This is a genomic window from Stakelama pacifica (genome assembly GCF_004361835.1).
GTDB classification, from domain to species: Bacteria; Pseudomonadota; Alphaproteobacteria; order Sphingomonadales; family Sphingomonadaceae; genus Sphingomonas; species Sphingomonas pacifica.
Genome location: NZ_SNWD01000009.1, coordinates 51,836 through 75,914, shown reverse-complemented (window position 1 = coordinate 75,914; position 24,079 = coordinate 51,836). Strand labels below are relative to the sequence as shown.

24 protein-coding genes are annotated in these 24,079 nt (G+C 63.2%); 13 read left to right on the top strand and 11 right to left on the bottom strand.

The features are described from left to right. Positions 1 to 382 precede the first annotated feature (382 nt). From EV664_RS13030 to EV664_RS13015, 4 genes are all read left to right on the top strand, one after another. Positions 383 to 3,508, top strand: a complete 3,126-nt coding sequence (locus tag EV664_RS13030) for a TonB-dependent receptor (RefSeq protein WP_229668266.1) — start codon at positions 383 to 385, stop codon at positions 3,506 to 3,508. 114 nt (positions 3,509 to 3,622) lie between these two features. Next, positions 3,623 to 4,303 carry an endonuclease III domain-containing protein gene (locus tag EV664_RS13025; protein WP_133496162.1) on the top strand — a complete coding sequence of 227 codons (681 nt, stop codon included), beginning with the start codon at positions 3,623 to 3,625 and terminating at the stop codon, positions 4,301 to 4,303. 81 nt (positions 4,304 to 4,384) lie between these two features. After that, positions 4,385 to 5,290, top strand: coding sequence for a hypothetical protein (locus EV664_RS13020; protein WP_133496161.1), 906 nt, complete (start codon positions 4,385 to 4,387; stop codon positions 5,288 to 5,290). 16 nt (positions 5,291 to 5,306) lie between these two features. Then, a complete protein-coding gene (locus EV664_RS13015; RefSeq protein ID WP_133496160.1) occupies positions 5,307 to 5,909 on the top strand; it encodes a hypothetical protein in 603 nt (200 codons plus the stop codon). A gap of 16 nt (positions 5,910 to 5,925) precedes the next feature. Here the strand turns inward: EV664_RS13015 and EV664_RS19675 are convergent, their stop codons facing one another. Next, complete coding sequence (locus EV664_RS19675; RefSeq protein ID WP_133496159.1) at positions 5,926 to 7,062, bottom strand: CatB-related O-acetyltransferase; 1,137 nt, start codon at positions 7,060 to 7,062, stop codon at positions 5,926 to 5,928. A 103-nt stretch (positions 7,063 to 7,165) separates the two neighbouring features. Then, the gene (locus EV664_RS13005; protein WP_133496158.1) at positions 7,166 to 7,606 is read right to left on the bottom strand and encodes a DUF3291 domain-containing protein; all 441 of its coding nucleotides are present in this window, start codon (positions 7,604 to 7,606) and stop codon (positions 7,166 to 7,168) included. Between the two features lie 1,057 nt (positions 7,607 to 8,663). Between EV664_RS13005 and EV664_RS13000 the strand changes: the two genes are divergently transcribed. After that, positions 8,664 to 9,011 (top strand): ArsC family reductase, encoded by a 348-nt coding sequence (locus EV664_RS13000; RefSeq protein ID WP_133496157.1) that lies wholly within the window; start codon positions 8,664 to 8,666, stop codon positions 9,009 to 9,011. Positions 9,012 to 9,014: 3 nt separating this feature from the next. On the opposite strand, the gene EV664_RS12995 is transcribed toward EV664_RS13000, so the two are convergent. Then, positions 9,015 to 9,230 carry a helix-turn-helix transcriptional regulator gene (locus tag EV664_RS12995; RefSeq protein ID WP_133496156.1) on the bottom strand — a complete coding sequence of 72 codons (216 nt, stop codon included), beginning with the start codon at positions 9,228 to 9,230 and terminating at the stop codon, positions 9,015 to 9,017. After that, a complete protein-coding gene (locus EV664_RS12990) occupies positions 9,223 to 9,660 on the bottom strand; it encodes a hypothetical protein (RefSeq protein WP_133496155.1) in 438 nt (145 codons plus the stop codon). Before EV664_RS12990 ends, EV664_RS12995 begins: the two co-directional genes overlap by 8 nt. 126 nt (positions 9,661 to 9,786) lie before the next feature. Here EV664_RS12990 and panB point away from each other — a divergent pair, with 126 nt between their 5' ends. The 5 genes from panB (at position 9,787) to EV664_RS12965 (ending at position 14,388) form a co-directional block, all read left to right on the top strand. Then, a complete protein-coding gene (panB, locus tag EV664_RS12985; protein ID WP_133496154.1) occupies positions 9,787 to 10,644 on the top strand; it encodes a 3-methyl-2-oxobutanoate hydroxymethyltransferase in 858 nt (285 codons plus the stop codon). Positions 10,645 to 10,715: 71 nt separating this feature from the next. Then, positions 10,716 to 11,447, top strand: a complete 732-nt coding sequence (locus tag EV664_RS12980) for a tetratricopeptide repeat protein (protein ID WP_133496153.1) — start codon at positions 10,716 to 10,718, stop codon at positions 11,445 to 11,447. Beyond that, positions 11,444 to 12,763 carry an outer membrane protein assembly factor BamB family protein gene (locus EV664_RS12975; RefSeq protein WP_133496152.1) on the top strand — a complete coding sequence of 440 codons (1,320 nt, stop codon included), beginning with the start codon at positions 11,444 to 11,446 and terminating at the stop codon, positions 12,761 to 12,763. The genes EV664_RS12980 and EV664_RS12975 overlap by 4 nt, the downstream gene beginning before the upstream one ends. A gap of 57 nt (positions 12,764 to 12,820) precedes the next feature. After that, positions 12,821 to 14,179, top strand: a complete 1,359-nt coding sequence (der, locus tag EV664_RS12970; protein WP_133496151.1) for a ribosome biogenesis GTPase Der — start codon at positions 12,821 to 12,823, stop codon at positions 14,177 to 14,179. Next, entirely contained in the window at positions 14,176 to 14,388 is a 213-nt protein-coding gene (locus EV664_RS12965; protein ID WP_229668264.1) for a sulfurtransferase TusA family protein, read from the top strand. The genes der and EV664_RS12965 overlap by 4 nt, the downstream gene beginning before the upstream one ends. A 58-nt stretch (positions 14,389 to 14,446) precedes the next feature. Here EV664_RS12965 and EV664_RS12960 read toward each other — a convergent pair whose 3' ends face one another. Next, positions 14,447 to 15,349, bottom strand: coding sequence for an SDR family oxidoreductase (locus EV664_RS12960; protein WP_133496150.1), 903 nt, complete (start codon positions 15,347 to 15,349; stop codon positions 14,447 to 14,449). 96 nt (positions 15,350 to 15,445) lie between these two features. Here EV664_RS12960 and EV664_RS12955 point away from each other — a divergent pair, with 96 nt between their 5' ends. From EV664_RS12955 to EV664_RS12945, 3 genes are read left to right on the top strand one after another with little or no spacing between them, the layout of a single operon-like run. Then, the gene (locus tag EV664_RS12955) at positions 15,446 to 16,303 is read left to right on the top strand and encodes a helix-turn-helix transcriptional regulator (RefSeq protein WP_133496149.1); all 858 of its coding nucleotides are present in this window, start codon (positions 15,446 to 15,448) and stop codon (positions 16,301 to 16,303) included. 24 nt (positions 16,304 to 16,327) lie between these two features. Continuing rightward, on the top strand, positions 16,328 to 16,687 hold the full coding sequence (locus EV664_RS12950; protein WP_133496148.1) for an ArsR/SmtB family transcription factor: 360 nt from the start codon (positions 16,328 to 16,330) through the stop codon (positions 16,685 to 16,687). Further along, on the top strand, positions 16,668 to 17,162 hold the full coding sequence (locus EV664_RS12945; RefSeq protein ID WP_133496147.1) for an SRPBCC domain-containing protein: 495 nt from the start codon (positions 16,668 to 16,670) through the stop codon (positions 17,160 to 17,162). Before EV664_RS12950 ends, EV664_RS12945 begins: the two co-directional genes overlap by 20 nt. 590 nt (positions 17,163 to 17,752) lie before the next feature. Here the strand turns inward: EV664_RS12945 and bfr are convergent. From bfr to EV664_RS12915, 6 genes are all read right to left on the bottom strand, one after another. Then, positions 17,753 to 18,238, bottom strand: coding sequence for a bacterioferritin (gene bfr, locus EV664_RS12940; RefSeq protein WP_133496146.1), 486 nt, complete (start codon positions 18,236 to 18,238; stop codon positions 17,753 to 17,755). An 82-nt stretch (positions 18,239 to 18,320) separates the two neighbouring features. After that, complete coding sequence (locus EV664_RS12935) at positions 18,321 to 18,491, bottom strand: (2Fe-2S)-binding protein (RefSeq protein ID WP_133496145.1); 171 nt, start codon at positions 18,489 to 18,491, stop codon at positions 18,321 to 18,323. 83 nt (positions 18,492 to 18,574) lie between these two features. Next, entirely contained in the window at positions 18,575 to 19,822 is a 1,248-nt protein-coding gene (locus EV664_RS12930) for a DUF418 domain-containing protein (RefSeq protein WP_133496144.1), read from the bottom strand. A gap of 63 nt (positions 19,823 to 19,885) precedes the next feature. Then, positions 19,886 to 20,260: a hypothetical protein gene (locus tag EV664_RS12925; protein ID WP_133496143.1), complete on the bottom strand. Its 375-nt coding sequence runs from the start codon at positions 20,258 to 20,260 to the stop codon at positions 19,886 to 19,888. Positions 20,261 to 20,333: 73 nt separating this feature from the next. Beyond that, entirely contained in the window at positions 20,334 to 22,553 is a 2,220-nt protein-coding gene (gene purL / locus EV664_RS12920; RefSeq protein ID WP_133496142.1) for a phosphoribosylformylglycinamidine synthase subunit PurL, read from the bottom strand. Between the two features lie 68 nt (positions 22,554 to 22,621). Beyond that, complete coding sequence (locus EV664_RS12915) at positions 22,622 to 24,073, bottom strand: phospholipase D-like domain-containing protein (protein WP_133496141.1); 1,452 nt, start codon at positions 24,071 to 24,073, stop codon at positions 22,622 to 22,624. Between the last annotated feature and the right edge of the window lie 6 nt (positions 24,074 to 24,079).

The following is a 24,079-nucleotide window of genomic DNA, read 5'->3' as shown; positions in this document are numbered from 1 at the left end:
CTTCGGATAGCAGCGCAGGACGGCATGGGGGCCGCCATTTTCGCTGAGTCGATTCACCGTCACCATCGGCTGCGATAGCGTTCCCGCCCGGTTGTTTGACCAGTTTCGGCGAAATTTTGTCACGGTCCGGCGTATCAAGCGCGCCTCGCGGACCGCGCGTAAACCTGCGCACGGGCGGCGATAATGTGACGATTATTCAACGCGATAGGGCGGCGCTGGTCCGCATCTGGTCAATCCGGTAGTCTGTCCCTCTCATATCTATACCCGAATATTGGTATTGCCAATTTGGCTTGACTACCATCTGATGATGATCCACCAATGTGACCGATAACAAACCGGGCAAACCGGCGGTTCGCGCTGCAAGGCGGCGCCATTGGGAAGGATGATTGAAATGGGGTTTCACCGCTCTTCGCGGCACCTGCGTGCCATGCTGCTCTGCGCTACCGCCTGTGCGATGGTTGCCGTTCCCGCACATGCTCAGCAAAGCTCAGATAACGATGCGGCGCAGTCGGATTCGATCGCGCAGACCGGCCCGCTCGGCGCTGATAGTGCAAGCGACATCGTCGTTACCGGCTATCGATCGAGTCTGCGCCAGTCGACCGAAGCGAAGCGCGAGGCAACCGGCTTTACCGATTCGATCTTCGCGGAAGATATCGGCAAATTCCCCGACACCAACATCGCCGAATCGTTCAATCGCATCCCCGGCATCACCATTTCGCGTGATGTGACGGGGGAGGGCGTGAACGTCGCGATTCGCGGGCTCGGCTCGAACTTCACCAATGTCACGCTGAACGGCGCGCCGATCGCGGTTGCGTCGTCGGGCGCCACCGATGCGCAGGGGACTGACCGGTCGGTCGATCTCAGCTTCTTCCCGACCGACCTGTTCACCCAGCTTACCGTGAACAAAAGCTATACCGCCGATCTGGTCGAGGGCGGTGCCGCCGGTAATATCAACCTGCGCTCGGCCCGCCCCTTCGACCGCGATAAACCCTATCTCGCGTACAATATTCAGGGATCGAAGCAGGGCGATGCCGACAAGATCGGCGCGCGCGGCTCGCTGATCGGCAGCTGGCACAATGATACGGTCGGCATCCTTGCCGGCGTGTCGGCGCAGCGCCTGTTCACTGACACCCGCGGCTATGAAACGATTGGCTATACCAATCCCGCGCTCAGCGCTGCGCAGTGCGGGGCGACCTCGGGATGCAACAGCACCGGCGGCGGCAACTGGACGATCCCCGCCACGGTGCCGCAGGGCGCGGGTGCCGGGCTCGCTGCCGGAACGGTGGTGGACCGTGACTTCCTGCTCGCCAACAATCCGGGGGCGACGATTCAGCAGATCGATAACGGCCTGCTTCCGCGTCTCGGCCGTTTCTCCAGCCAGCGTGGCCGCCGCGATCGCATCAATGCGATCATGAGCGCCGAATGGCGGCCGAGCGACGATCTGCATTTCTATGTCGACGGGCTGTACGGGTATAAGAAGAACGACCTGACCCGCGAAAATGTCGCGTGGATCGTGCGCAACAGCGCGATCATCCCGACCAACATGACCTTCGACCGCGACGATTGTTCGGATGGTTGCGTGGTGACCGGCGGCACCTTCGCCAACACGCAATTCTTCAACGAATATCGCCCCTATCTGGAAAAGACCGAACTGTTCAGCGTCAATCCCGGCGGCGAATGGATAATCTCCGACAAGCTGCAGCTTGATCTTCAGGCCAATTATTCGCGCTCGACCTTCCGCCGCGAAAATCCGACCGTCGGCATGACAACCCCGCTGGGCGTCGGGGGGACGGTGACCTATTCGAATGACGGCAACGGTCCGCCGGTGATCGACAGCAGCCTCGACCTTAACGATCCGAACAATTTCGGCTGGTATCCCGGCAGCCGCCTGAATGTCAGTGTCGAAAAGCGCGTGAACGAGACCAAGGGCGTGCGCGGCAACCTGAAATGGGGCGACAAGGGCCTCGCGCTGAAGGTCGGCGGTGCCTATGACGATATCTCGCGCAATATCAGCGGTTTCGACAATAGTCAGGCGTGGCAGAATGCGGTGTGCGGCAACAATCCCGATGTCTTCCTGCCGTCGCCCAATTCTCAGCCGCCCTGTGAGGGGCTGAACGCGCCCGGCGGGGCACCGGCGGGCTATCCGACCTATCCGGGGCTTGGTTCAGGCTATACGACCGGACTGTCCGGCCCGGTAAATTATGGCGGCTCGCTGGTCCCCAATGGGCAGACCGCCAATTATCTTCGCCCCGGCCCGGCGGGTTTCATCACGGTCGATTTCCCGAAATTCGCCGATGCGACCAATTACAAATATTTCCTCGAAAACGCGCCGGAAAGCGGCGGTTCGACCACGGGGGCGAGCGGCGGTTACATTCGCGAAATCGTGAAATCGGCCTATGGCGAGCTGATCGGCGAGCAGGAGCTTGGCGGCAATATGCTGCGCTTCAATATCGGCGCGCGCTTCGTCAACACGATTCAGACCATTCGCGGCCGTGTATCCTTTGCCGATCCACGCAACAGCAATGCCGACGGGACGCTGATCCCCGACGGCAGCCGCTATCCGAATGTCGTCAACATCGTTCAGACGCGAAACGAATATTCGAACCTGCTCCCGGCGGTGACGCTTGCCTATAATGTCGGCGAACATGCGGTGGTCCGTGCCGCGGCATCGCGCACCATGACGCGGCCAAGCCCTTCGGCCCAGCTTCCCGGCGTCAATTTCGGCGCACCTTCGGCGGATCAGGCGGGCATCGGCAACCCGGCGCTCGAACCTTATCTTTCGGACAATATCGATCTGGGTTTCGAATATTATACCGGCGGCGAAGGGGTGATCGCGTTCAACGCCTTCCGCAAATCGATCGAAGGGTTCACCACCACCAATATCGATACCGTGCCGTTCAGCGCGCTGGCGCAATATGGCATCACCTATAACACGCTGAACCCGACGCAGCAGATCGCGATCAATTCGCGCGGCGGCCCGGATCAGGCGCAGGTGCAGGTCACGTCGCAGGTGAATGTTCCCGACCGGCTGAAGATCAACGGGCTGGAATTCCAGTGGGTGCAGCCGCTTGATTTCCTCACCCGCAGCTTCGGCGTGGAAGGCTTCGGCTTCAACGCCAACGCGACCGTGGTCGATCAGTCGAATGACGGCGCTGCGGTTGCGTTTGGTGTTGCTCCCTTTACCTATAATATCACCGGCTATTATGAACATGGCGGCGTGATGATGCGGGTTTCCACCACGCATCGCGACGGGTCGCAGGACAGCGGCAATGCCCAGAACGGCATTCCGGCGGCCGGGTTGTTCGGCAATGAATATACCGTCTGGGACTTCTCTTCGGCGTTTGATCTCGACACGCTGCTCGGCGTGCCCGGCCTGCCGCAGCTGACGGTGAACGTGTCGAACTTCACCGATTCGAAGCTTAGCTCCTATTTCCAGTATGAAGGCGCGACCTTCACCCAATACCGCCCCGGCCGTGTCTGGCTGGTCGGGCTTCGCGGGACCTTTTAATCCCCCCTTGGCGGCGCGTGCCCCATCGGGGCAGCGCCGCCTCTTTTCCCTTTGAATGACAATCGTTAGCGGCGCGTCCGGGAACTCTTGCCCGGTTCGCCGCTTTGCTTTTCGATGGCGCGGGGACGAAGCGATATAGCCGACCGGCTGCTCGATGCCGATGAAGTGGAGCGGGTGTTCGTCCTGCTGCGCGACGCGATGGGCGGCGACATGGCGGGTGCGAAGGGGCCCAAGGGGCAACCCGATGCATTCCGCGCCTGTATCGCCTGCATGCTATCGGCCCAGTCGCGCGACGCTAATACGACAGCGGCCACCAAAGCGCTGTTTCGGCTCGCCAAAACGCCGCAGGCGATCCTCGAACTCGATGAGAACACGCTGATCGACGCGATCCGCCCGGCGGGTCTGTACAACAACAAGGCAAAGGCGATCCGCAAATTCTGCCGCCAGCTGATTGATGAGCGGAATGGCGCGGTTCCCGACACCCGTGCCGGGCTGATGGCGATGCACGGAATCGGTCGCAAATGTGCCGATATCGTGCTGTCCTTCACCTTTGGCGGCGATGCGATCGCGGTCGATACGCATGTCGGGCGGGTGTGCGAGCGTACCGGGCTCGCCATCGGCAGCACCGAGGCGGCGATCGCGGCCGCACTCGACCAGCGCGCGCCCGATTGGGCAAAGCCTGAAGGGCATTTCTGGCTGATCCGCCTCGGCAAACGTATCTGCACCAGCCGCGCGCCCAAATGCCCCGATTGTTTTCTGAACCAATTGTGCCGCTATCCGGACAAGCGCGTATGACCGGGCGGCTGGACCATCGTTGCAGGCCCCGGCATAGCCCGGCCCTCGCCTGCAACCATTATTGCGAAAGGTGTTGATAGAATGCGCAGCGCTATTCTTCTCGCGGCGGGACTGCTCGCAGCATGCGGCGGCGGCGGGTATCAGGCCGTGCCCGATGCCAATCAGAGCACGACCGAAGCGCTCGGCGATACGCAGGAACCGGCGGCGACCATCCCCGACCGCTTTCTCGGCACCTGGGATGCGGACGACGCGCACTGCGCCAGACCCGCGAGCGAAATGCGGCTCACCGTCTCGCCCGACCGGCTGGCCTTTTACGAATCGGCGGGGCGCGTCGCATCGGTGACGCCGGGCGAGGGCGACGCGGTGCGAGTCAATGTCGTGCTCGACGGTGAGGGGATGACCCGCGAGCGGCAATTCGTTCTGCAGCGCACTGCAACCGGCAAATTGTCGGTCATTGCGGACGGCAACACCACGCTTCGAACGGCCTGTCCCGCGACGCCGGGTCCGGCGGACTCGCCCAACCGCGCCGACGGCAACGCGCCGCTGCTCGGCATCGCGCCGGGCGAGCTCACGCTGATCGACCCGAATAGCGGACGCACCCGGCATCTTACCTTCGGCATGGCGGAGAAAGACGCAGTGGACGCCATCGCGCTCGCTGCGGGCAAGCCGGAGGATCGCGGCACCAATAAGGAATGCGGTGCCGGCCCGATGGACTATGCGAAGTTCGACAATGGCGTCACGGCATGGAGCGAAAAGGGCAAATTTGTCGGCTGGTCGCTCACCGGTCCGTCAAAGCTCACTACCATGTCCGGCGTGGGGGTCGGGTCGACCCGCAAAGCGGTGGCCGCCTCGCTCGACATCAAACCGGTCGACAGCACGCTGGGCGAGGAGTTTGCCGCAGGCGATCTGTCGGGCCTGTTCGACGGCAAAGGCGATACGGCAAAGGTAACCGCCTTATGGGCAGGGACGGTCTGCAATTTTCGATGATCCGAACGCGGCGGGCATGACCATGCGGCACACGCTGGGCGCGCTGGCGATGGGCGCGGCGCTGATCGCGCTCACCGCCTGTTCGGACGGCACGGACGCGTCCGCCAACCGCGCCGCGCCGCAATCGGACGCTGCGCCCGAACCTCCGCCCGCTCCGTCGGTAAACGAACCGCCGGTGGTGAAGCCGCGCCTCGTCGCCGATCCCTCCGCAACGCTTCCCCCGGCGCCGGGCCGCGCCAGCCGCTGGTATGCCCGTTCGGCAAGTCCCGGCCCGGTCGCGATTTTCGGCCCGCCGAACGGGGAGGGGAGCATCACCGTCACCTGCGACCGCGCCCACGATGCGCTGATCTTTCGCAGGACCACCGACGAAGCGTCTTCGGTCCGCGTCGTCACGCTCAACCTGTCGCTGGTCGGCGGCGCTTCGCTCGTCCGCGCCTTTTCCGACGGCGGCGATCCCCCGGCCTATAGCGGCAGCATGCCGCTGCGCGACCCGTGGCTCGACCGCCTGCTCGCGGCAAAGGGCACGCTGGAGACCGATCTCGACGGCCGCGCCCCGCTATCGGTCCCGGTCGCCGGGCCGCTCAAGCAAGTGGTGCGTGCGTGCCGGGCAAGCAAATAGACAAACGAACCCGCCGCTATTCCAGCTCCGCGCGCAGCAGCGCCGCGACCGGGACTCGACCCGGCTTGAAGGGTTCGATCCTGCCGTTCGCGATCATCGGTTCTAGCCCGTCGAGAAAGCGATTGGGGTCGGTCGGATCGAGTGCGGCAAAATCGACATAATTATAGTCCCACCACCGGCTGGCGAGCAGGCGATCCACGGTGCTTTCATCAAACCGCATGCGAATGATTTTGGCGGGAACTCCGCCGACAATGGCATAAGGCGGCACGTCTCTGGTCACGACCGACCCTGCGGCAACGATGGCGCCGTCGCCGATCGTCACCCCGCCCTTGATGAGCACATCCTCACCTATCCAGGCATCATTGCCGATCCGGACCGGCCCGTAATATGTATCGAACGCCCGCAACGGCACGTCGCGACCGAATTCCTGCTGCGCAAGCTGCGCCATATTCTCGCGATATGGCCAAAAATGCGTCGATACCCAGTCGGTCGGATGCGCCGGACCCATGACCCTGACGCCGATAGCGACCGAAGTGTAGCGGCCCGCTTCGAACGGCAGTATCATTCCGGGAGTCTGGCAATAGGTGAAGGAACCGAAATTCGCGAAACCGCCGCGCGGCATGAACGCATAGCGTTCGGGGAGCCAGTGGCCGGGAATGCGCACTGTCCCGCCCTCTGCAAAGACTCCCTCCCAGCGTCGATCGAGCGCGGGATAGATATGCTCGCGTCGCAATATCGCTTCGACGGCGGGCGACCAGCTTAGTTCGTAATCGGACCCGGTGATCTCACTTGCCGCTATGATGGTACCCAGATGCTGCCTGACCCCGTCGAGCAACGGATGAGGACGCACAAAACCCGCCCGCCGGATTTCGGCGACGCCGAGATCGGCATTGCCCTGCGCGCTATGGCAGAGCGCGACAATTGCGGTCAGCGCTGCCCTGACATGCGGCTCCCGCTGCTGCTGGTTCAGGCGATGCGTCACGAACACCGGGAGCAGCGGAAAATGGTCGAGAAACTGGCCAAAAACGGGCCAGAGATCGGGATGGTCGAGCCCGTCGGACAGGTCCTGTACAAGCACGTCGATGATCCGCGCATAATCGTCGGCCGAAGGCTCTTCGTGCCACGACGCATTCAGCCCCGGATTTTCCGACATTCTTCACCTCCGATACTGGCTCCCGGTGCCATTATAGGACGCTCGTGAGCGAACGGGACGAACGGCGGCCCAAGGCGGCATGCCGCCCGACGATGCGCAGCGCCTATCGCCTCGCCCGCACCGGCCTGATCGCCACTGCACCGCTGGTTCTCGGCGCAGCATAGGTCAGGTTCTGATGATCGGCGGAGGGATGGCGCACTTTCGACGGGCGGCCCGCTTCGCGCATCCGGCGATCGGCTTCGCGCCAGTCGGGCGCGGCGGCATCGTCCTGCGTCCAGTGCACCACGCTTGCCTCGTCGCACCAGCGGCTCAGCCTCGGCATGGCCTTAAGATGGGCGCCGCTCGCCATATAGCGCTTCATATCGGCCTGCTCGCGCCACAGCGTCATGGTCCAGAAGGTCAGTTTCCGATCGCGAAGCAGCGACCCGCGCACAAAGCCTTCCGCCCGACCGGTCTGTGCTATGATCCTGCGGGCATGCAGAAAGAAGGCAGGCATGAACCGCCACGACCGGACGCGCAGCCGGGTGATGCTGACAAAGACCATGCCGCCTTTGTACCGCCCCCGAACCACGGCGCAATTGGATAACCGCCCGGAATCCGCCGCGAAACTTTCGTCCGGTTCCCGCTACCCCCGCCGCACGCCCGTATTCCCGCGAAAGCGGGAATCCAGCGAAACGCAAGACCCCGCCCGCGTCACTGGATCCCCGCTTTCGCGGGAATGACAGGACTTAGTGGATACAAGCCGTTCGTGCTCACGTGGACTGAGTGACCCGGAATCCGGCGGAAGTCGGCTGAATTTCGATGAAGTCACCTTCGGTAGTGTTCCCTGCACATCGCTTGCCCTGCTCGCACGCAGCGCCGATTCGACGTTCTATCGCTTGCTGAAACGCACTTCTGCAGCTCGACGGCATTTTAACTAGCACAACGTAAATGCTGTCGAAGCCGGGTGATCGGTCGGGAGATTCAGCGTTTAGATTACGCACAGTCGCCCCTTGGCAGAGCTCTACCCCAGTGACTTTCTCGAAATAGCTAATAGTCTCAGGCCGGCCTTGGCACGACAGCAGCAGCAGACTGATCAACGGCAAAGCGGAAACTCGCATCACTCTTTCTCTCATGATAGCCGAGTGTCGGCAAATGGGCGGAAGCGGACGTTGCGCTTAGTGACGGCAACGGTAGTCTGTCGGCGTGGACATGGACGAGTTGCGTAAGCGCTTGGCAGTCATTCTGGCTGTCGAAGAGCACAAGCCCGTCGATTGGGCTGAGGTGGAGCGGCTTTCGAGCGAGCTTCAGCGGGAACTACCAATCGACGCGACGCCAGAGGCTGTGCATCGTTATCTTGACGACGCCGACATCCGATGCCGCGACGACGCATACGGGTCGCATCAAAGGCGAGAGGTGCGCCGGTATGTCGATCACGGCGAATATGATGACGGCACGCCTATCCCGTGGTGGGGTTGCGCCTTGGTCCTACTCGCTGGGGCCGGGCTCGTTAAGTGGCTATTGCTCTAGGAGGCGCACGTCCGAAACCGGGCGCAACCCGCCTCCCACACCCGCCCAAAAACCCGCTGCCCCCGCGCTCGTTTCCCTGTTAAAACACACCCATGACAGTCACCATCTACGGCATCCGCAATTGCGACACGATGAAGAAGGCGCGGCTATGGCTGGACGAAAACGGCATTGCCTATCGCTTTCATGATTACCGCGCTGACGGGATCGACGCCGCTACGCTCCAGCATTGGGCCGAGCGGGTGGGGTGGGAGAAACTGCTCAACAAGGCGGGCACGACCTTCCGCAAACTGCCCGATGAGGCGAAGCAGGGGCTCGACCGCGACAAAGCGATCGCGCTGATGGTCGAACAACCCGCGATGATCAAACGCCCGGTGCTCACCCATCCCGGCGGGCTGCTCGTCGGGTTCAAACCCGGCGACTATGGCGATGCGCTGCTCTGAGGCTTATTCCCCCTCCCAGCAGAATACGTCCTCCAGCGGCTTGCCGAACACCCGGGCGATGCGGAACGCCGCTTCCAGTGTCGGCGAATAGCGGCCCTGTTCGATCGCCGCGATCGTCTGGCGGGTGACCCCGACGCGCTCGCCGAGCTCGGCCTGAGTCATTTCGCCGCTCAGGAAACGCAGCGTGCGAATCTGATTGCTGATCGGTGGTTTAGCCATGCCAGCCCCGCTTATAGCTCAGCACCACCACCGCATGGCGAGTCGCTTCGGCCAGCACCAGCGCCAGCAACGCCGCATTGACGATCTTCCATCGTGCCTCGCCGAACGGCATCACCAGCCCGACCAGCACCATGCCGGTCATCAGCACATAATAAGCAATATGCGTTCCCCGCCGCGCAATCGCCCGGTCGCGCTCGTCCGCGCGCTCCTCTCCATCGGCGCGTGCGCGCACCGCAAGCAACGCCGCGCCGATCGCGACCAGCACCGCCTGCACCACGGTCACGCCTGCGAACAGCACCAGCATATGCAGCATCGCCGCGCCCTGGGGTGGGGCAGGCGCGATCCATAGCGCCACCATCAGGAAATAGACCGAATAGGTCATCAGCATGACCGCCAGCGTCAACCAGGCGAGCTTTTCGCGATAGGCCATTTCATCCTCCCAATGTTGCTTCAATACGACTCGATGTAAAGTATAACGAACATCGAGTCAAATATAGGAAACGCAGGCGTTGCCACTGCTGGCGCATGGTTTCCACAGCCGTTAAGGAGCAGTCCCATGTCCACCTATACGCTCGACACTGCCACCAGCCGCGCAACGCCGGTGCCCGCACCGATGAAGCGGCTCACCGTACCCGCCATCCGGGAGCGCAAGGGGGGCGAGCCGATCGTGATGCTCACCGCCTATACGATGCGCATGGCGCAACTGCTCGACCCGCATTGCGACGTGCTGCTGGTCGGGGACAGTCTGGCGCAGGTGATTTACGGCCTGCCTTCCACGCTGCCGGTGACGCTCGACATGATGATCGCGCATGGCGCGGCGGTAGTGCGCGGCAGCCATCATGCGCTGGTCGTCATCGACATGCCGTTCGGCTGCTATGAAGAAAGCCCCGAAGCCGCGTTTCGCGCCGCTGCGCGGGTGCTCGCCGAAACCGGCGCGGCGGCGGTGAAGCTGGAGGGCGGGGCGGCGATGGCCCCGACAGTGCGCTTTCTGGTCGAACGCGGCATTCCGGTATTCGGCCATGTCGGCCTCACCCCGCAGGCAGTGAACATGCTCGGCGGCTATGGCGCGCGGGGGCGAAGCGAGGCGGAGGCGGAAAAGATTCTCGCCGATTCGAACGCCATCGCCGATGCCGGTGCCTTTGCGCTCGTGGTCGAGGGCGTGGTCGAACCGCTCGCGCTCGCCATCACGGAATCGGTCTCCTGCCCGGTGATCGGCATCGGCGCTTCGGCGGGATGCGACGGTCAGGTGCTGGTGGTCGACGATATGCTCGGCATGTTCGAACGCACGCCGCGCTTCGTGAAGAAATTCGACGATCTGGCCGGCCGTATTTCTGCCGCGGTCGAAACCTATGCCCGTGATGTCCGCGCGCGGGAATTTCCCGGCGAGGGACAGATTTATGCGCCGAAGAACTGATCTAGGTTTTTGTCTCCGTCGCGGCTAAGGTCCGCGCCTTTACACCCCCTTTTCCCCGGAGCTGATACAACGTGGCCTTGTCCCCCGAGTCCAACGAGGCGTTTTTCCGCGAAGTCGATGAAGAGATGCGCCGCGAGCAATTTGCGAGCTTCGGCAAACGCTATGGCCTGTGGATCGTCGTCGCTGTCGTCGTCGTGATCGCTGCGGTCGCGGGCACGATGTACTGGGTCCACGCAAAGCATGTCCGCGCGGAAAAGGCGGGCATCGAATATAATGCGGCGATTGAGGCGCTGGGCAACAACAATGTGGACGCAGCGTCGAAACAGCTTCAGCCGCTGACCACGTCGAAGATCGACGGCTATCGCGCGCTTTCGCGCTTTGTCGAGGCCGATCTGCTGCTGCAGAAAGACGATCTGAAGGGCGCGGCGGCAAAGTTCGAAGCAATCGCCAACGATGACGATGTGTCGCAACCCTATCGCGACCTCGCGGTGGTGCGCCAGACGCTGGCCCAATATGATTCGCTCAAACCCGAGCAGGTGATTCAGCGGCTACGCCCCTTCGCGATGAAGGAAAGCCCCTGGTTCGGCAGCGCGGGCGAAATGGTCGCCATCGCGTATCTGCGCAGCGGGCGCCGCGACCTTGCGAAGAAGATGTTCAGCGACCTTGCCGCTGCCGACACCATTCCCGACTCGATCCGGCAACGTGCCGTTCAGATGGCAGGTGCTTTGGACGGTGCCGGGACCAAGCCCGCCGCGAAGGGCGGAGCGGATGAAAAGAACGCGAAGGATCAAAAGGCAGGATGACGAAGTTCAGGACCTCCGCCGCGATACTGGCATTTGCCGCCGCGCTGGGCGCGTGCAGCGGCAGCGGAAAGAAATCGACGCCCGTTCTGGGCGAGCGGGTGCCCGTGCTTTCCTCCGAAAGCTCGGTAAAGCCCGACGAAACCATCGCGGCCATTCCCGTCACCGTGCCCGCGCCGGTCGCCAATGGCGACTGGACGCAACCGGGCGGCAACGCTGCCAAGGTGATGGGCAATCTCGCGCTTGGCGATTCTCTCTCGACCGTCTGGACTGCCGATATTCCGGGCGATACCAGCCGCGTCCGGATGGCCGCTGCGCCCGTGGTGGCGAACGGCACGCTCTATGCCATGGGGACCGATGGCAAGGTGCACGCCTTTGACGCAGCGACCGGCGCCGAGCGCTGGACCGCCACGACCGCGACCGAGGAACAGCAGGGCGCGCGCGCTTTGTTCGGCGGCGGGGTGAGCGTCGGGGGCGACCGCCTCTACGCCACCAACGGGCTCGGCGATGTCGTCGCGATGAACGCAGCGGACGGCAGCGTGATCTGGCGCAAGCGTCCCGGCGGCCCGCTGCGCGGTGCCCCTACCGTCGCCAACGGCAATGTCTATGTGATGAGCCAGGATAACCAGCTCTTCGCTCTGTCGCAGCAGACCGGCGATGTCGTGTGGAACCAGTCCGGCTCGCTCGAATCGCAGGGCGTGTTCGGCGTGGCGGCCCCTGCTGCGGGGCGCGGGTCCGTGGTCGCGGGGTTCTCTTCGGGCGAACTCAACGCCTATCGCTATGAAAACGGCGCGTCGCTGTGGGGCGACAGCCTTTCGCGCACCACCGTCTCCACCTCGGTTTCCTCGCTCGCCGATATCGATGCCGACCCGGTGATCGACAATGACGAGGTCTTCGCGATCGGTGAGGGCGGCCGCATGGTCGCCGTCGACATTCTCAGCGGCCGTCGCCTGTGGGAACAGAATCTCTCCGGCATCAAGACTCCCTGGGTCGCGGGCCAGTGGATCTATGTCATGGCGAGCGATGCCAAACTGCTCTGCATCGCGCGCGACAGCGGCAAGATCCGCTGGATCGCGCAGCTTCCCGGCTATCGCAACCAGAAGAAGAAAAAGAACCCGATCTACTGGTCCGGCCCCGTCATGGCGGGCGGCAAGCTCTATGTCGTCAGCAGCCGGGGTGCGATGACCAGCGTCGATCCGCTCGACGGCAGCATCGGCGAGATGCGCGACGTGGGCAAAGCGTTCAGCCTGCCGCCGATCGTCGCGAACAATATGCTCTACACGCTTTCCGATGAAGGCCGGATCACTGCCTTTCGCTGACATGATGTCGGCGAGTAACGCGTGAAGCCCGGCGCGTAATCGTTTAGGACCGCCAGAATGCCGCTTCCCGTTGTTGCCATTATCGGACGCCCCAATGTGGGCAAGTCCACCCTGTTCAACCGCCTTGTCGGGAAACGTCTGGCGCTGGTCGATGACCAGCCCGGCGTGACCCGCGACCGGCGGGAGGGGGAGGCGCATCTGCTCGGCCTCGATTTCCGCGTCATCGACACGGCGGGCTATGAGGATGAGGATGCGCAGTCGCTTCCCGGGCGGATGCGGCAGCAGACCGAAGCGGCGGTGGCGGAGGCCGATGTCGCGCTCTTCCTCATCGACGCCCGCGCCGGCCTCACCCCGCTCGACGAGGAAATCGCCCGCTGGCTGCGCGCATCCGACACGCCGATCATTCTGGGCGCGAACAAGGCGGAGGGGCGCGCAGGCGAATCGGGTATTCTCGAATCGCTGTCGCTCGGCATGGGCGATCCGGTGCAACTGTCCGCCGAACATGGCGACGGCGTCGCCGATCTGTTCGAGGCGCTGCTTCCGCATATTGAGCGGGTGCAGGCCGAACTCGACGCCGCTGAGGAAGCCGAAGCAGGCGACCCGCCGCTCAAACTCGCCATTGTCGGGCGGCCGAATGCGGGCAAATCGACGCTCATCAACCGGATGCTTGGGCAGAACCGCCTGCTCACCGGTCCTGAAGCTGGCATTACCCGCGATTCGATCGCGATCGACTGGGAATGGGAAGGGCGCCCCGTCCGCCTGATCGACACGGCGGGCATGCGCAAACGCGCCCGCGTTCAGGAAAAGCTCGAAAAGCTCTCGGTCGCCGATGCCCTGCGCGCGGTGAACTTTGCCGAAGTCGTCGTCCTGCTGCTCGATGCGACCAAGGGGCTGGAGCTTCAGGACCTGAAAATCGCCGACAGCGTGCTTCAGGAAGGGCGAGCGCTTATCATCGCGATCAACAAATGGGACGTGGCGCAGGACGCCAGCAGCCTGTTCAACGGCGTGAAGGCAGCGCTTGAGGAGGGCCTCGCACAGGCAAAGGGCGTCACCGTCCTAACCGTGTCCGCCGCCACCGGAAAGGGCATCGACACGCTGGTCAAGGTTGCGTTCGAAACGCGCGATGCATGGTCACGCCGCGTATCGACCGGCGCGCTCAACCGCTGGTTCGAACGTGCGATGGAGGAAAATCCACCCCCCGCACCCGGCGGCAGGCGGATCAAGCCGCGCTATGTCACACAGGCCAAGACCCGCCCGCCCAGCTTCGTGCTGTTCGGCACACGCGTCGATCAATTGCCCGAAAGCTATAAACGCTATCTGGTCAACGGCATCCGCCGCGAATTCAACTTTCCCGGCATTCCGGTGCGCCTGACCATCCGCAATTCGCGCAACCCCTTCGACCGCGACCGCGATTGACGCAGCGGATCGACGCCCGCGGCATGCGCTGCCCCTGGCCGGCGATCCGGTTGGCCAAAGCGCTGCGCGAGAGCGCCGGGCAAATCGAAATCCACGCCGATGACCCCGCAGCGAAACGCGAACTGACGCTGGTGGCGGAAGAGGCGGACGCGCGAATCGAGACGGCGGGCGAGGGGGTGTATCGGGTGGTGCGGCGGGCAGGGGACTGATCCGCCCGCTGTTCGTATTGGGGAAAGCAACCCGCCGTTCGCCGCCCTTTGCGTTGCCTTACGCCTCCTGCGCTACCGCGAGATCCATCGCGGACAGATCGGTAAGCAAATCGGGTCCCACCGGCTCCCAGTCCAGCCGTTCGCGCGTCCATGCATTCGATGCCCGCATGTCGAGCAGAGCAAACCCCGCCATCCACCCGAAATAATATTCGATCTCTTCCTGCCCGACGGACCGGACGGGCAGGTTAGCCCCGCGACCGACCGCCTCGGCGATAGCGCGAAACGGAACGCCTTCCTCGGCCGATGCATGATAGCGCGCGCCCGGCTCGCCCTTTTCCAGCGCCGCGACGAACAATCTTGCGACATCGCTGATATGTGCGGCCGCCATCGATGTGCTGCCGTCCTCGACATAGGCAGCGGCACCCGCGCGGCGCGCTTCGGCGATATAGGGCGTTATAAGGCCCGCCTTGCTGGTGTCGTGCACCTGCGGCAGGCGGATCGTTCGAACGTCGATACCGCGCGCGGCCAGCGCCGCCCCGGCAAACTCGGTCGCAATACGCGGATTGCGATGGTGCGGGTTCAGGATGTCCTCGCGTGCGGGGCCGCCCTGTATCGGCGTTCCTATTCCCACGCCGGAGGTGATGAGGATCGGCTTTGCCGTCCCTTCCAGCGCGTCTCCCATAGCCGCGATGACGCGCGCATCCTTCTTCGTATTCTCGACGAACGCATCGAAATTATGATCGAATGCACAATGGATGACAGCATCGGCCGCCGCCGCTCCGCTCGCCAATGTTTCAGGTTGCTCCAATGTGCCACGATGCACCTCGGCGCCTGCGCGTTCCAGCGCCTCGGCACCGCTTTGCGACCGCGTGAGCCCCAGCACCTGATGGCCGTGGGCAAGCAGTTCGGTAAGGATATGCGACCCGACAAAGCCGGTTGCGCCGGTAAGGAAAACACGCATGGCAAATCTCCGTTTTGTGAAAAACGGATATCGCGGCCCCGCTCAAGCTATTAAACTAGTGGCTTTATCATGGTATAAAAACCAACAGGATCAGGCGTGACGGGCGAAACATCCAATCCTCTCGGCAGCTATTTGCGCGATCGCAGGGCAAGGCTTGATCCGGTCGCCTTCGGCTTTCCGGTGGGACGACGGCGAACGCCGGGCCTGCGCCGGGAAGAGGTCGCGCTTCGATCGAATATCAGCCCGACCTGGTATGCCTGGCTCGAACAGGGGCGCGGCGGCTCACCGTCCGCTGATGTGCTGGATCGCATTGCCAAAGGCATGTTGCTGACCGAACCTGAACGCGAACATCTCTACATGTTGGCGCTCGGTCATCCGCCCGATGCGCGCTATCAGCCGATCGATGGCATCACGCCGCGACTGCAACGTGTGCTCGATGGCATGAAATTCAGTCCCGCGATCATAAAGACTGCGATGTGGGATGTGGTCGGGTGGAACCGGGCGGCAACGCTGTTGCTGACCGATTACGGGCAGTTGCCGCGTGAGCAGCGAAATATTCTCCGGCTGATGTTCGCGACGCCCCATGTCCGCGTAAGGAATGAGGATTGGGACAATATCGCCCGGATCGTGGTGGGTGCGTTTCGCGCAGATGTCGCGCGGGTCGGGGCCAGTAACAGCGCCGCGGCGACCGAACTGGTTGCGGAATTATCGCAGATCAGTCCCCAATTCGCTGCCCTCTGGCAGGATAACGACGTCATCGCCCATGGCGAGGGGGTGAAGCATATCCTCCATCCCAAATCAGGAAGGCTCTCGGTGGAGTTTTCGACATTCGCCGTCGAAGGACGCCCGGAACTCGCGATGATCGTGTACAACCCGGCGTCGCCCGCTGACGAAATGCGCTTGCACGAATTGCTGTCAACAGGTTCGGAAAGAGAGGGCTTAAAAAGCCCCTGAAGCAGGTTCAAAACACTGAACCATATGGTTCAGCAATCAACCTCGGCCCTCGATCTTTCCTTTGCCGCGCTTGCCGATGCGACCCGGCGCGGGGTGATCGAACAGCTTGGGCAGGGCGAGGCGTCGATTTCGATGCTGGCCGACCGGTTTCAGATGACACTGACCGGTATGAAGAAACATGTCGCGGTGCTGGAGCGTGCCGGTCTGGTCGTGACCCGCAAAACCGGGCGCGTGCGGCAATGCAGGCTCGGCACGCGCGGGCTGGCGGCAGAGGCGCAGTGGATCGAGGCGCATCGCGCGCTCTTCGCGGACCGCTTCGAAGCGCTTGACGATATTCTCGACGAACTGAAGCAGGAGCGATGCCATGACCTGCCCGAACAATGATCAGGGCACTGCAACGCAGGTAGAGCGGCGGGGGCCTTGCGAACTCGCCATCACCCGCCGGTTCGATGCGCCTCCTTCTCTGGTCTATCGGGCTTGGAGCAGCCCCGACCTCTTCCGCCGCTGGTGGATGCCGCGCTCGGTCACCGGCGTCACGCTGACCGGCTGCGAGATGGATGTGCGCACCGGCGGCACCTATCGGCTGGAATTCAGTGCGGGCGGCGAGACCATGGCCTTTTACGGCAAATATCTCGACGTCCTGCCGAACGAACGGATCGTCTGGACCAATGATGAGGGGGAGGCGGGCGCGGTCACCACGGTCACGTTCGAGAATCGGGACGGCGCCACGCTGCTGACCTTCCACGAACGTTATCCCACGCCCGAAGCGCTTGACGAGGCGCTGCACGGATCGGCCGCCGGATTGCCCGAACAGCTCGATCAGCTCGCCGCGCTGCTCCCCGACCTCGCCGCCGGATAGCGGTGCGGGCAGGGGGCGTACCGGTGATGACGACGACTCGCCCCAACCCAACCCCCGTTCGCGCTGAGCCTGTCGAAGCGCCGTCCTTCTTGCTGTGCGCGGCACTAGAGGAGAAAGCCGGTCCTTCGGCTGGCTGCCTTCGGCAGCTGCTCAGGGCGGACGGAGAAAGGACAGCTGCGCCCACCCCCGTTCGTTTGCGAAGCACAGTCGGGAGGGAAGCGTCTCCCCGCCTAAAACGTATCTCGACTTCGCTCGATACGAACGGGGGGAGTATCAGGAGGCGGAGCATCCGACTCATACCAGGCTGCGCTGATATGGACCTATCGGCGTATTGCGATCTTTGCCGCCAGTCGTCATGCGCGGCGTGCGCTGACATGACGGCGGGGGATGGGGCGCCATCCATGCAGCCTGGTATCACTCAGCCCCGATCACCGCACCGCGCCTTCAAAGTTCACACCACCCCGCGCGGCGAGGGACCCGCGCAAAATCAGCTACATATCCCGATCTCGCGGACAGTCCCGGCCGCCCCGGCGCTGCCCCGGCGTCAACTTTGGTGCGAAAACGGCGCGAAATGCGCCGCGCCGCCAACTTTACTCGCCCTCGTCTTCGGGCTTCGAATTGAGCTGGATGTAATTTTCGATCCCCATCCGCGCAATCATGTCGAACTGGCGTTCCAGCGTGTCGACATGGTCTTCTTCGCTGTCGAGGATTCGGCGGAACAGGTCGCGGCTGATATAATCGCGGACCTTTTCGCAATGTTCGATGGCGTCGCGCAGCACGGCGATGGCTTCCATTTCCAGCGCGAGGTCGGCTTTGAGGACTTCCTCGACCGTCTCGCCGATGCGCAGCCGCCCGAGCAGCTGGAAATTGGGCAGGCCGTCCAGAAACAGGATGCGCTCCGACAGCCAGTCGGCATGCTTCATCTCATCGATCGACTCGTGCCGCTCGAAATGGGCGAGCCGCTTCACGCCCCAATTGTCGAGCATCCGATAGTGCAGCCAGTACTGATTGACCGCCGTCAGCTCGTTTTTCAGAACGAGATTCAGATATTCGATGACCTGTGCGTCGCCCTTCATCGCTACCTCCTTTTGCAGAGGCCCCGCCTAAGCGAGGCGGCAGAAAGGGGCAAGGGGAGGGCGGGTGACAGCGGCGCGCACGTCACGCCGCGCTGCGTTCCTCGGCGATGATCGCGCGGGCAAAGGGGACGCACTGGCCACATTTGGCCTGACACCCGACCGCACGATACGCCTGGCATGCGCTGGTCGCGCCTGCCCGTGCTGCCGCGCGCACGTCCTTTTCCCGAATTGCATTGCAAACGCATACAACCATTGGCTTTTCTCTCCGAATCGCGGTTGGTTAATAGCGCTATTGATAGCGACTTGCAATAGGTATTGCGTCGCGCTCGCAATAATTCAGTCCCCGGCAAATGCCGCTCCGCGCAACCTTTGCCAACTTCCGCGCGCGCAGCACCGCCACAGCCATTCCAGCGGGCCATAGCGAAAATGTTGAAGCCACGGCTCCGACCAGCCCAGCATCACCGCCCAGATCGCGACCACCACCAGCAGCGATTCGGCCCGGCTTAGCGCCCCGAACCAGCCCAGCCCATAGCCGTAGAAGATCGTGGTGCAGATCAGGCTGGTTCCCAGATAGTTGGAAAACGCCATCCGCCCCGTCGCCGCGATTCGCTTGCCCATGCCGCTCTCGCCGCGCACCGTCAGAATGATCAGCGCCGCCCATCCCATGATCATCAGCGGCCGTACCGGAACCGTCGCCGTCATCACCGCAAGACTGACCGACAAAGGGCTGAAATTCTGTGCGATCAGATAGGCACCCAGCGCGGCATAGACCGGCAGCCCCACCCCGAATCCGATGGCCGCCCATCTGCGATAGGTCGCGCGCGGTGCCTCGCCCGACAGGAAGCCGCTTTTCAGCCCGGCCATGCCGAACAGCATATAGGCAAGCGTCTCGAACCCGTTGAACATCACCATTCCGACCGGGTTGATCGTTGCCATGCGCGCCTGCAAAATCGCCGCATAGCCTGACCGGTACAGCGCGATCTGCTCCGCCATCCACCCGGGTTCGGGACTGCCGAGCCCGCGCCGCATGTCGATAAGCGCCATCACCACGCCCGCCGGTGCACCGGGCTCCGCCGCATGCGCCTTCAGCAGCAACAGGCTCAGCGGCACCAGCGCGACCATCGCCAGCTGCGCCACCAGCAGCAGAATCCCGACCGTTACCAGCTTATGAGCGGGAAGCGTGCGGAAGAACCACGCGACCATCCCGATCACCGCATAAAGCGTCAGAATATCGCCCCACCAGATCAGGTAAAGATGGATGAGGCCGAAGATCAGCAGCCACACCATGCGCGAAAAATGCGTGCGCGCCGCACTGTTCCCGCCCGCCTTGGCCCGCAGGATCACCATCAGCATCGACGCGCCGAACAGAAAGGAGAACAGCCCGCGCATCTTCCCGTCGAACAACAGGAAGTTCATCAGATAGAGCGCGACATCCCATGGCCCGGCCCCCGGCGTGGCCAGCGGGTTGAGATAGGCGGGATCAGGAAAGGCGAAGCCGGTGATGTTCATCATCAGGATGCCCATCACCGCCACATCGCGAATGATATCGAGCGTTATGATCCGCCTTGCCGGTGTCGTCGCCATATCCGCCCCTTCGCCTTGGCCGTCCTCCCTAGGCGGGAATATAGCAGGGGCAAAGCGCCGCCCTCAGTGACCGGGGCGATGGGCCAGCTTGATCGCGCGCCGCCCGGCCAGCGTCACGCTGCCCGCGTGCACCATGTCGCACGGCGATGCCGCGTCGAGCACGTTCGATTCGCTCAATTCCTCGCCATAAGCGACCCAGACGAAGCCATTGCTGTCGAGCAGCTCGTGAAACGCCCCCAGTTCGGTATTGAGCGTCTCGCGGCTGTCGACGAAGATCAGCGCGCCTTCAATCCCTGCGGAGGGCGCGGCGAGTTCTTCCATACCGGCCGCCTCCGGGTTGAGCGCCTTGCGCACATCGTCGGGAAGGTCGCGAAACCAGCACCGCATCCCACGCTCGAAACCGAGTTCGCGCGCAAGCGGGGGAAGCGTGTCGTTCATATTGAAATCCTTGCCTGTTTTTGCGGGTAGAGGGGCAACCGGCGACGCGCGTCGGGGTTCCCCTTAACCCGGTTCAGGCAAGCGCGGCGTCTTCGCCCATCAGCTTCGGGAAAAAGCCCTCATGGGCCTGACGCAGCTCGTCGAGCGTGATGACCGCGTCGGCATCCTCCAGCTCGAACACGATCCGGTCGCGGATCGTCCGGCCGAGCAGATCGACGACGACATCGGCCTTTTCCGACGCTTCCATGAAATCAGCGAGCGAATCGTCGCGAAGCGTCACGACATACAGGCCCTGATCCTCACCGAAAAAGCTGCCGGCAACGCCGAAAGGCTGGGGTTCGTTAATCATCGCGCCGATATTCGACGCCAGCGCCATCTCCGCCACCGTTACGGCAAGCCCGCCGTCGGAAACGTCATGGCACGCCGTTACCCAGCCATGTTCGATCGCGTTGCGGATGAAATCGCCCGCCTTGCGCTCGGCGGCGAGATCGACGGGGGGCGGGGGGCCTTCCTCGCGGCCATGGACTTCGCGTAGCCACAGCGACTGGCCGAGATGCCCCATCCGGTCGCCGACGACCAGAATGGCATCGCCCGTGCCCCGAAACCCGATGCGGCAGGATTTGGTCCAGTCCTGCATCAGGCCGACCCCGCCGATCGCCGGGGTGGGCAGGATCGCCGAACCGCCGCCCGTCGCCTTAGATTCATTATAAAGCGACACATTGCCCGACACGATCGGGAAATCGAGCGCGCGGCAGGCTTCGCCCATGCCCTCCAGACAGCCGACAAACTGCCCCATGATTTCGGGGCGCTGCGGATTGGCGAAGTTGAGGCAGTTGGTCACGGCAAGCGGGGTGGCACCGACCGCACACAGGTTGCGCCAAGCCTCGGCAATAGCCTGCTTTCCGCCCTCATGCGGATCGGCATAGCAATAGCGCGGGGTGCAGTCGGTGGTCATCGCCAGCGCCTTTTGCGTGCCGTGCACGCGCACCACCGCCGCATCGCCGCCGGGGCGCTGCACCGTATCGGCGCCGACCATATGATCGTACTGCTCCCAGATCCAGCGGCGCGAGGCGATATCAGGCGACCCCATCAGCGTCAGCAGGTCGGCGCGGATGTCCTCGCACTCGCCGATATCGGTCGGCATGGCGGGCACGGTCGGCGCGACATGCGGCCGGTCATAGAGCGGCGCATCGTCAGCAAGCGGCCCGAGCGGAATATCGGCGACGGTATCGCCCTTCCATTTCAGCACCATCCGCCCGGTATCGGTGACATGGCCGATCACCGCGAAATCCAGTTCCCATTTGCGGAAGATCGCCTCTGCCTCTGCCTCACGGCCGGGCTTCAATACCATCAGCATGCGCTCCTGAGACTCGGAGAGCATCATTTCATAGGGCGTCATGCCGGTTTCGCGCTGCGGCACATCGTCCATGACCAGTTCGATGCCGACCCCGCCCTTTGACGCCATTTCGACGCTGGAGGAGGTGAGCCCTGCCGCGCCCATATCCTGAATCGCGACGATCGCGTCGGATGCCATGAGTTCGAGGCACGCCTCGATCAGCAGCTTTTCGGTGAAGGGGTCGCCGACCTGAACGGTGGGGCGCTTTTCCTCCGAATCCTCGCCAAAATCAGCGCTCGCCATGGTCGCGCCGTGAATGCCGTCACGGCCCGTTTTCGATCCGACATAGACGATCGGATTGCCGACGCCGCTCGCTGCAGAATAGAAGATCTTGTCGGTATCGGCGACGCCGACCGTCATCGCGTTGACGAGGATATTGCCATCATAGGCGGGGTGGAAGTTCACCTCGCCCCCTACGGTGGGCACGCCGACGCAATTGCCATAGCCGCCGATGCCATGCACCACGCCGGAAATCAGGTGGCGCATCTTCGGATGATCGGGCCGCCCGAATCGCAGCGCGTTCAGGTTCGCGATCGGCCGCGCACCCATGGTGAAGACGTCGCGCAAAATGCCGCCCACACCCGTCGCCGCGCCCTGATAGGGTTCGATATATGAAGGATGGTTGTGCGATTCCATCTTGAAGATCGCCGCCTGTCCGTCGCCGATATCGACCACGCCCGCATTCTCGCCCGGTCCGCAAATCACTTGCGGCCCTTCGGTCGGGAGTTTTTTCAGGTGAATGCGGCTCGATTTATAGCTGCAATGCTCCGACCACATGACGGAGAAGATACCCAGTTCGGTGAGATTGGGTTCGCGCCCCATCGCGCTCAGCACGCGCGCATATTCTTCGGGGGACAGGCCGTGTTCGGCGACGATCTCTGGCGTGATGTCGGTCATGCCAAGCGCCTTTAGCGAGGCAAGTCGCGCACCGCTATAGTTTCATGCGAAAAGCAGTAGCGATCGGATCAGCGACGGCGCAGTCGCCGGAACAGCCCGCGCTTTGAAACCGGCTCGAACATTTCTTCCGGCCCTTCCGGATCGAGGATCTCATTATCCGCCATCCAGCCTTCGATCGCATTGATATCGGGGCGGCGATAGCGGCGCAGGCGGCGCCCGGTCCCGGCATGGCGCTCGATGGTTTCGAGCAGCGATCCGGTTTCCGCGTGCGTCGCGCGAATCAGTTCCGCCTCGCTCCCCAGATGTTCGGCGAGCAGGTCATAGGCGACATGCGCGATCGCATCGGTGCAGCCTGCATTGGCCCGCCGGGTCGAATCGATCGTCACATCGCATTCGGTGTCGAGCCGAAGCGAGCGATTGTTGAAATTGGACGAACCGACGCGCAGGATTTCTCCATCGATCACCGTCACCTTGGCATGGATATAGATCGGCTGACCGCCCGCCGTTTCGGCGTGGAAGACGCCGAGCCGCCCATGCGGATCGCGCTTTTCCAGCGCGTCGAGCAATTGCGCGCGCGCCGAATCCATCGCTTCCTGTTCCAGCCAGCCATCGGCCTGTACCGGATTGATGATGACGATCTCCGGCCCGTCCGGCTCTTCCAGCCGCTTTGCGATCGCTTCGGCGATCTTGCGCGAGGCGAAATACTGGCTCTCGGCATAGATCCAGCGTTCAGCCCGGGCGATCAGGTCGAGATAGAGCTGCTCGATCTCGCGCACCGGTTCCTGCCCCGTCATCGCCGGAAAAGAGCGCGAAATCGCGACTTCGCAATTTTCGAAAGCCTTGGGCAGCGCTTCTGGCCAGCGCGGTTCGGTCGCTTTGGGGATGGCGAGCGGTTTGCCCCCGGCGCGCGCCCAGCGGTCGCGGCACAATTCGCCCAGCGCCTTCGCCACCGGGCCGGTCAGCGCCGTGGTCGCATCGTGCCAGGGGCCATAGACGGTCCCGCCCGGCTCGACCCGATTCGGTTCGTCATCGCGATGGCTGCGCGTGTCCCAGCGGTCATCGGTCATGTCGATCCCGCCGCAAAAGGCGAGGCAATCGTCGATCACCACGATCTTCTGATGATGCGAGGCGCCGGTCGGGTGGAAGCGGTCGAGTTTGAGGTGTATTTGTTTGTGCCACCACCAGCGGGCGAGCGTCACCATGGTCCGCCCGCGAACGAAGCTTTTCAGCGCCCCCGTATCCCAGCGCAGAATATTGACGTGCAGGTTGGGCTTTCGCGCGACCAGCCAGTCGATAAAGGCGCCGACCTCGCCCGGTGCTTCATCCTCATGTTCATGCACCAGCTTGATCCGGGCGTCGAAATCCCAGCCGATCAGCAGGATCTGATGCTCGGCATCTTTCATCGCCTCACGGCAGATGCGAAAATAATCATCGGCATCGATGATCACATTGGCCGCGCTCGCCGTTTCGATTCGCCAGCAGTTGCGACCGGGTTCCAGAACGGGGGCGGGCGCGACCATGTAGCT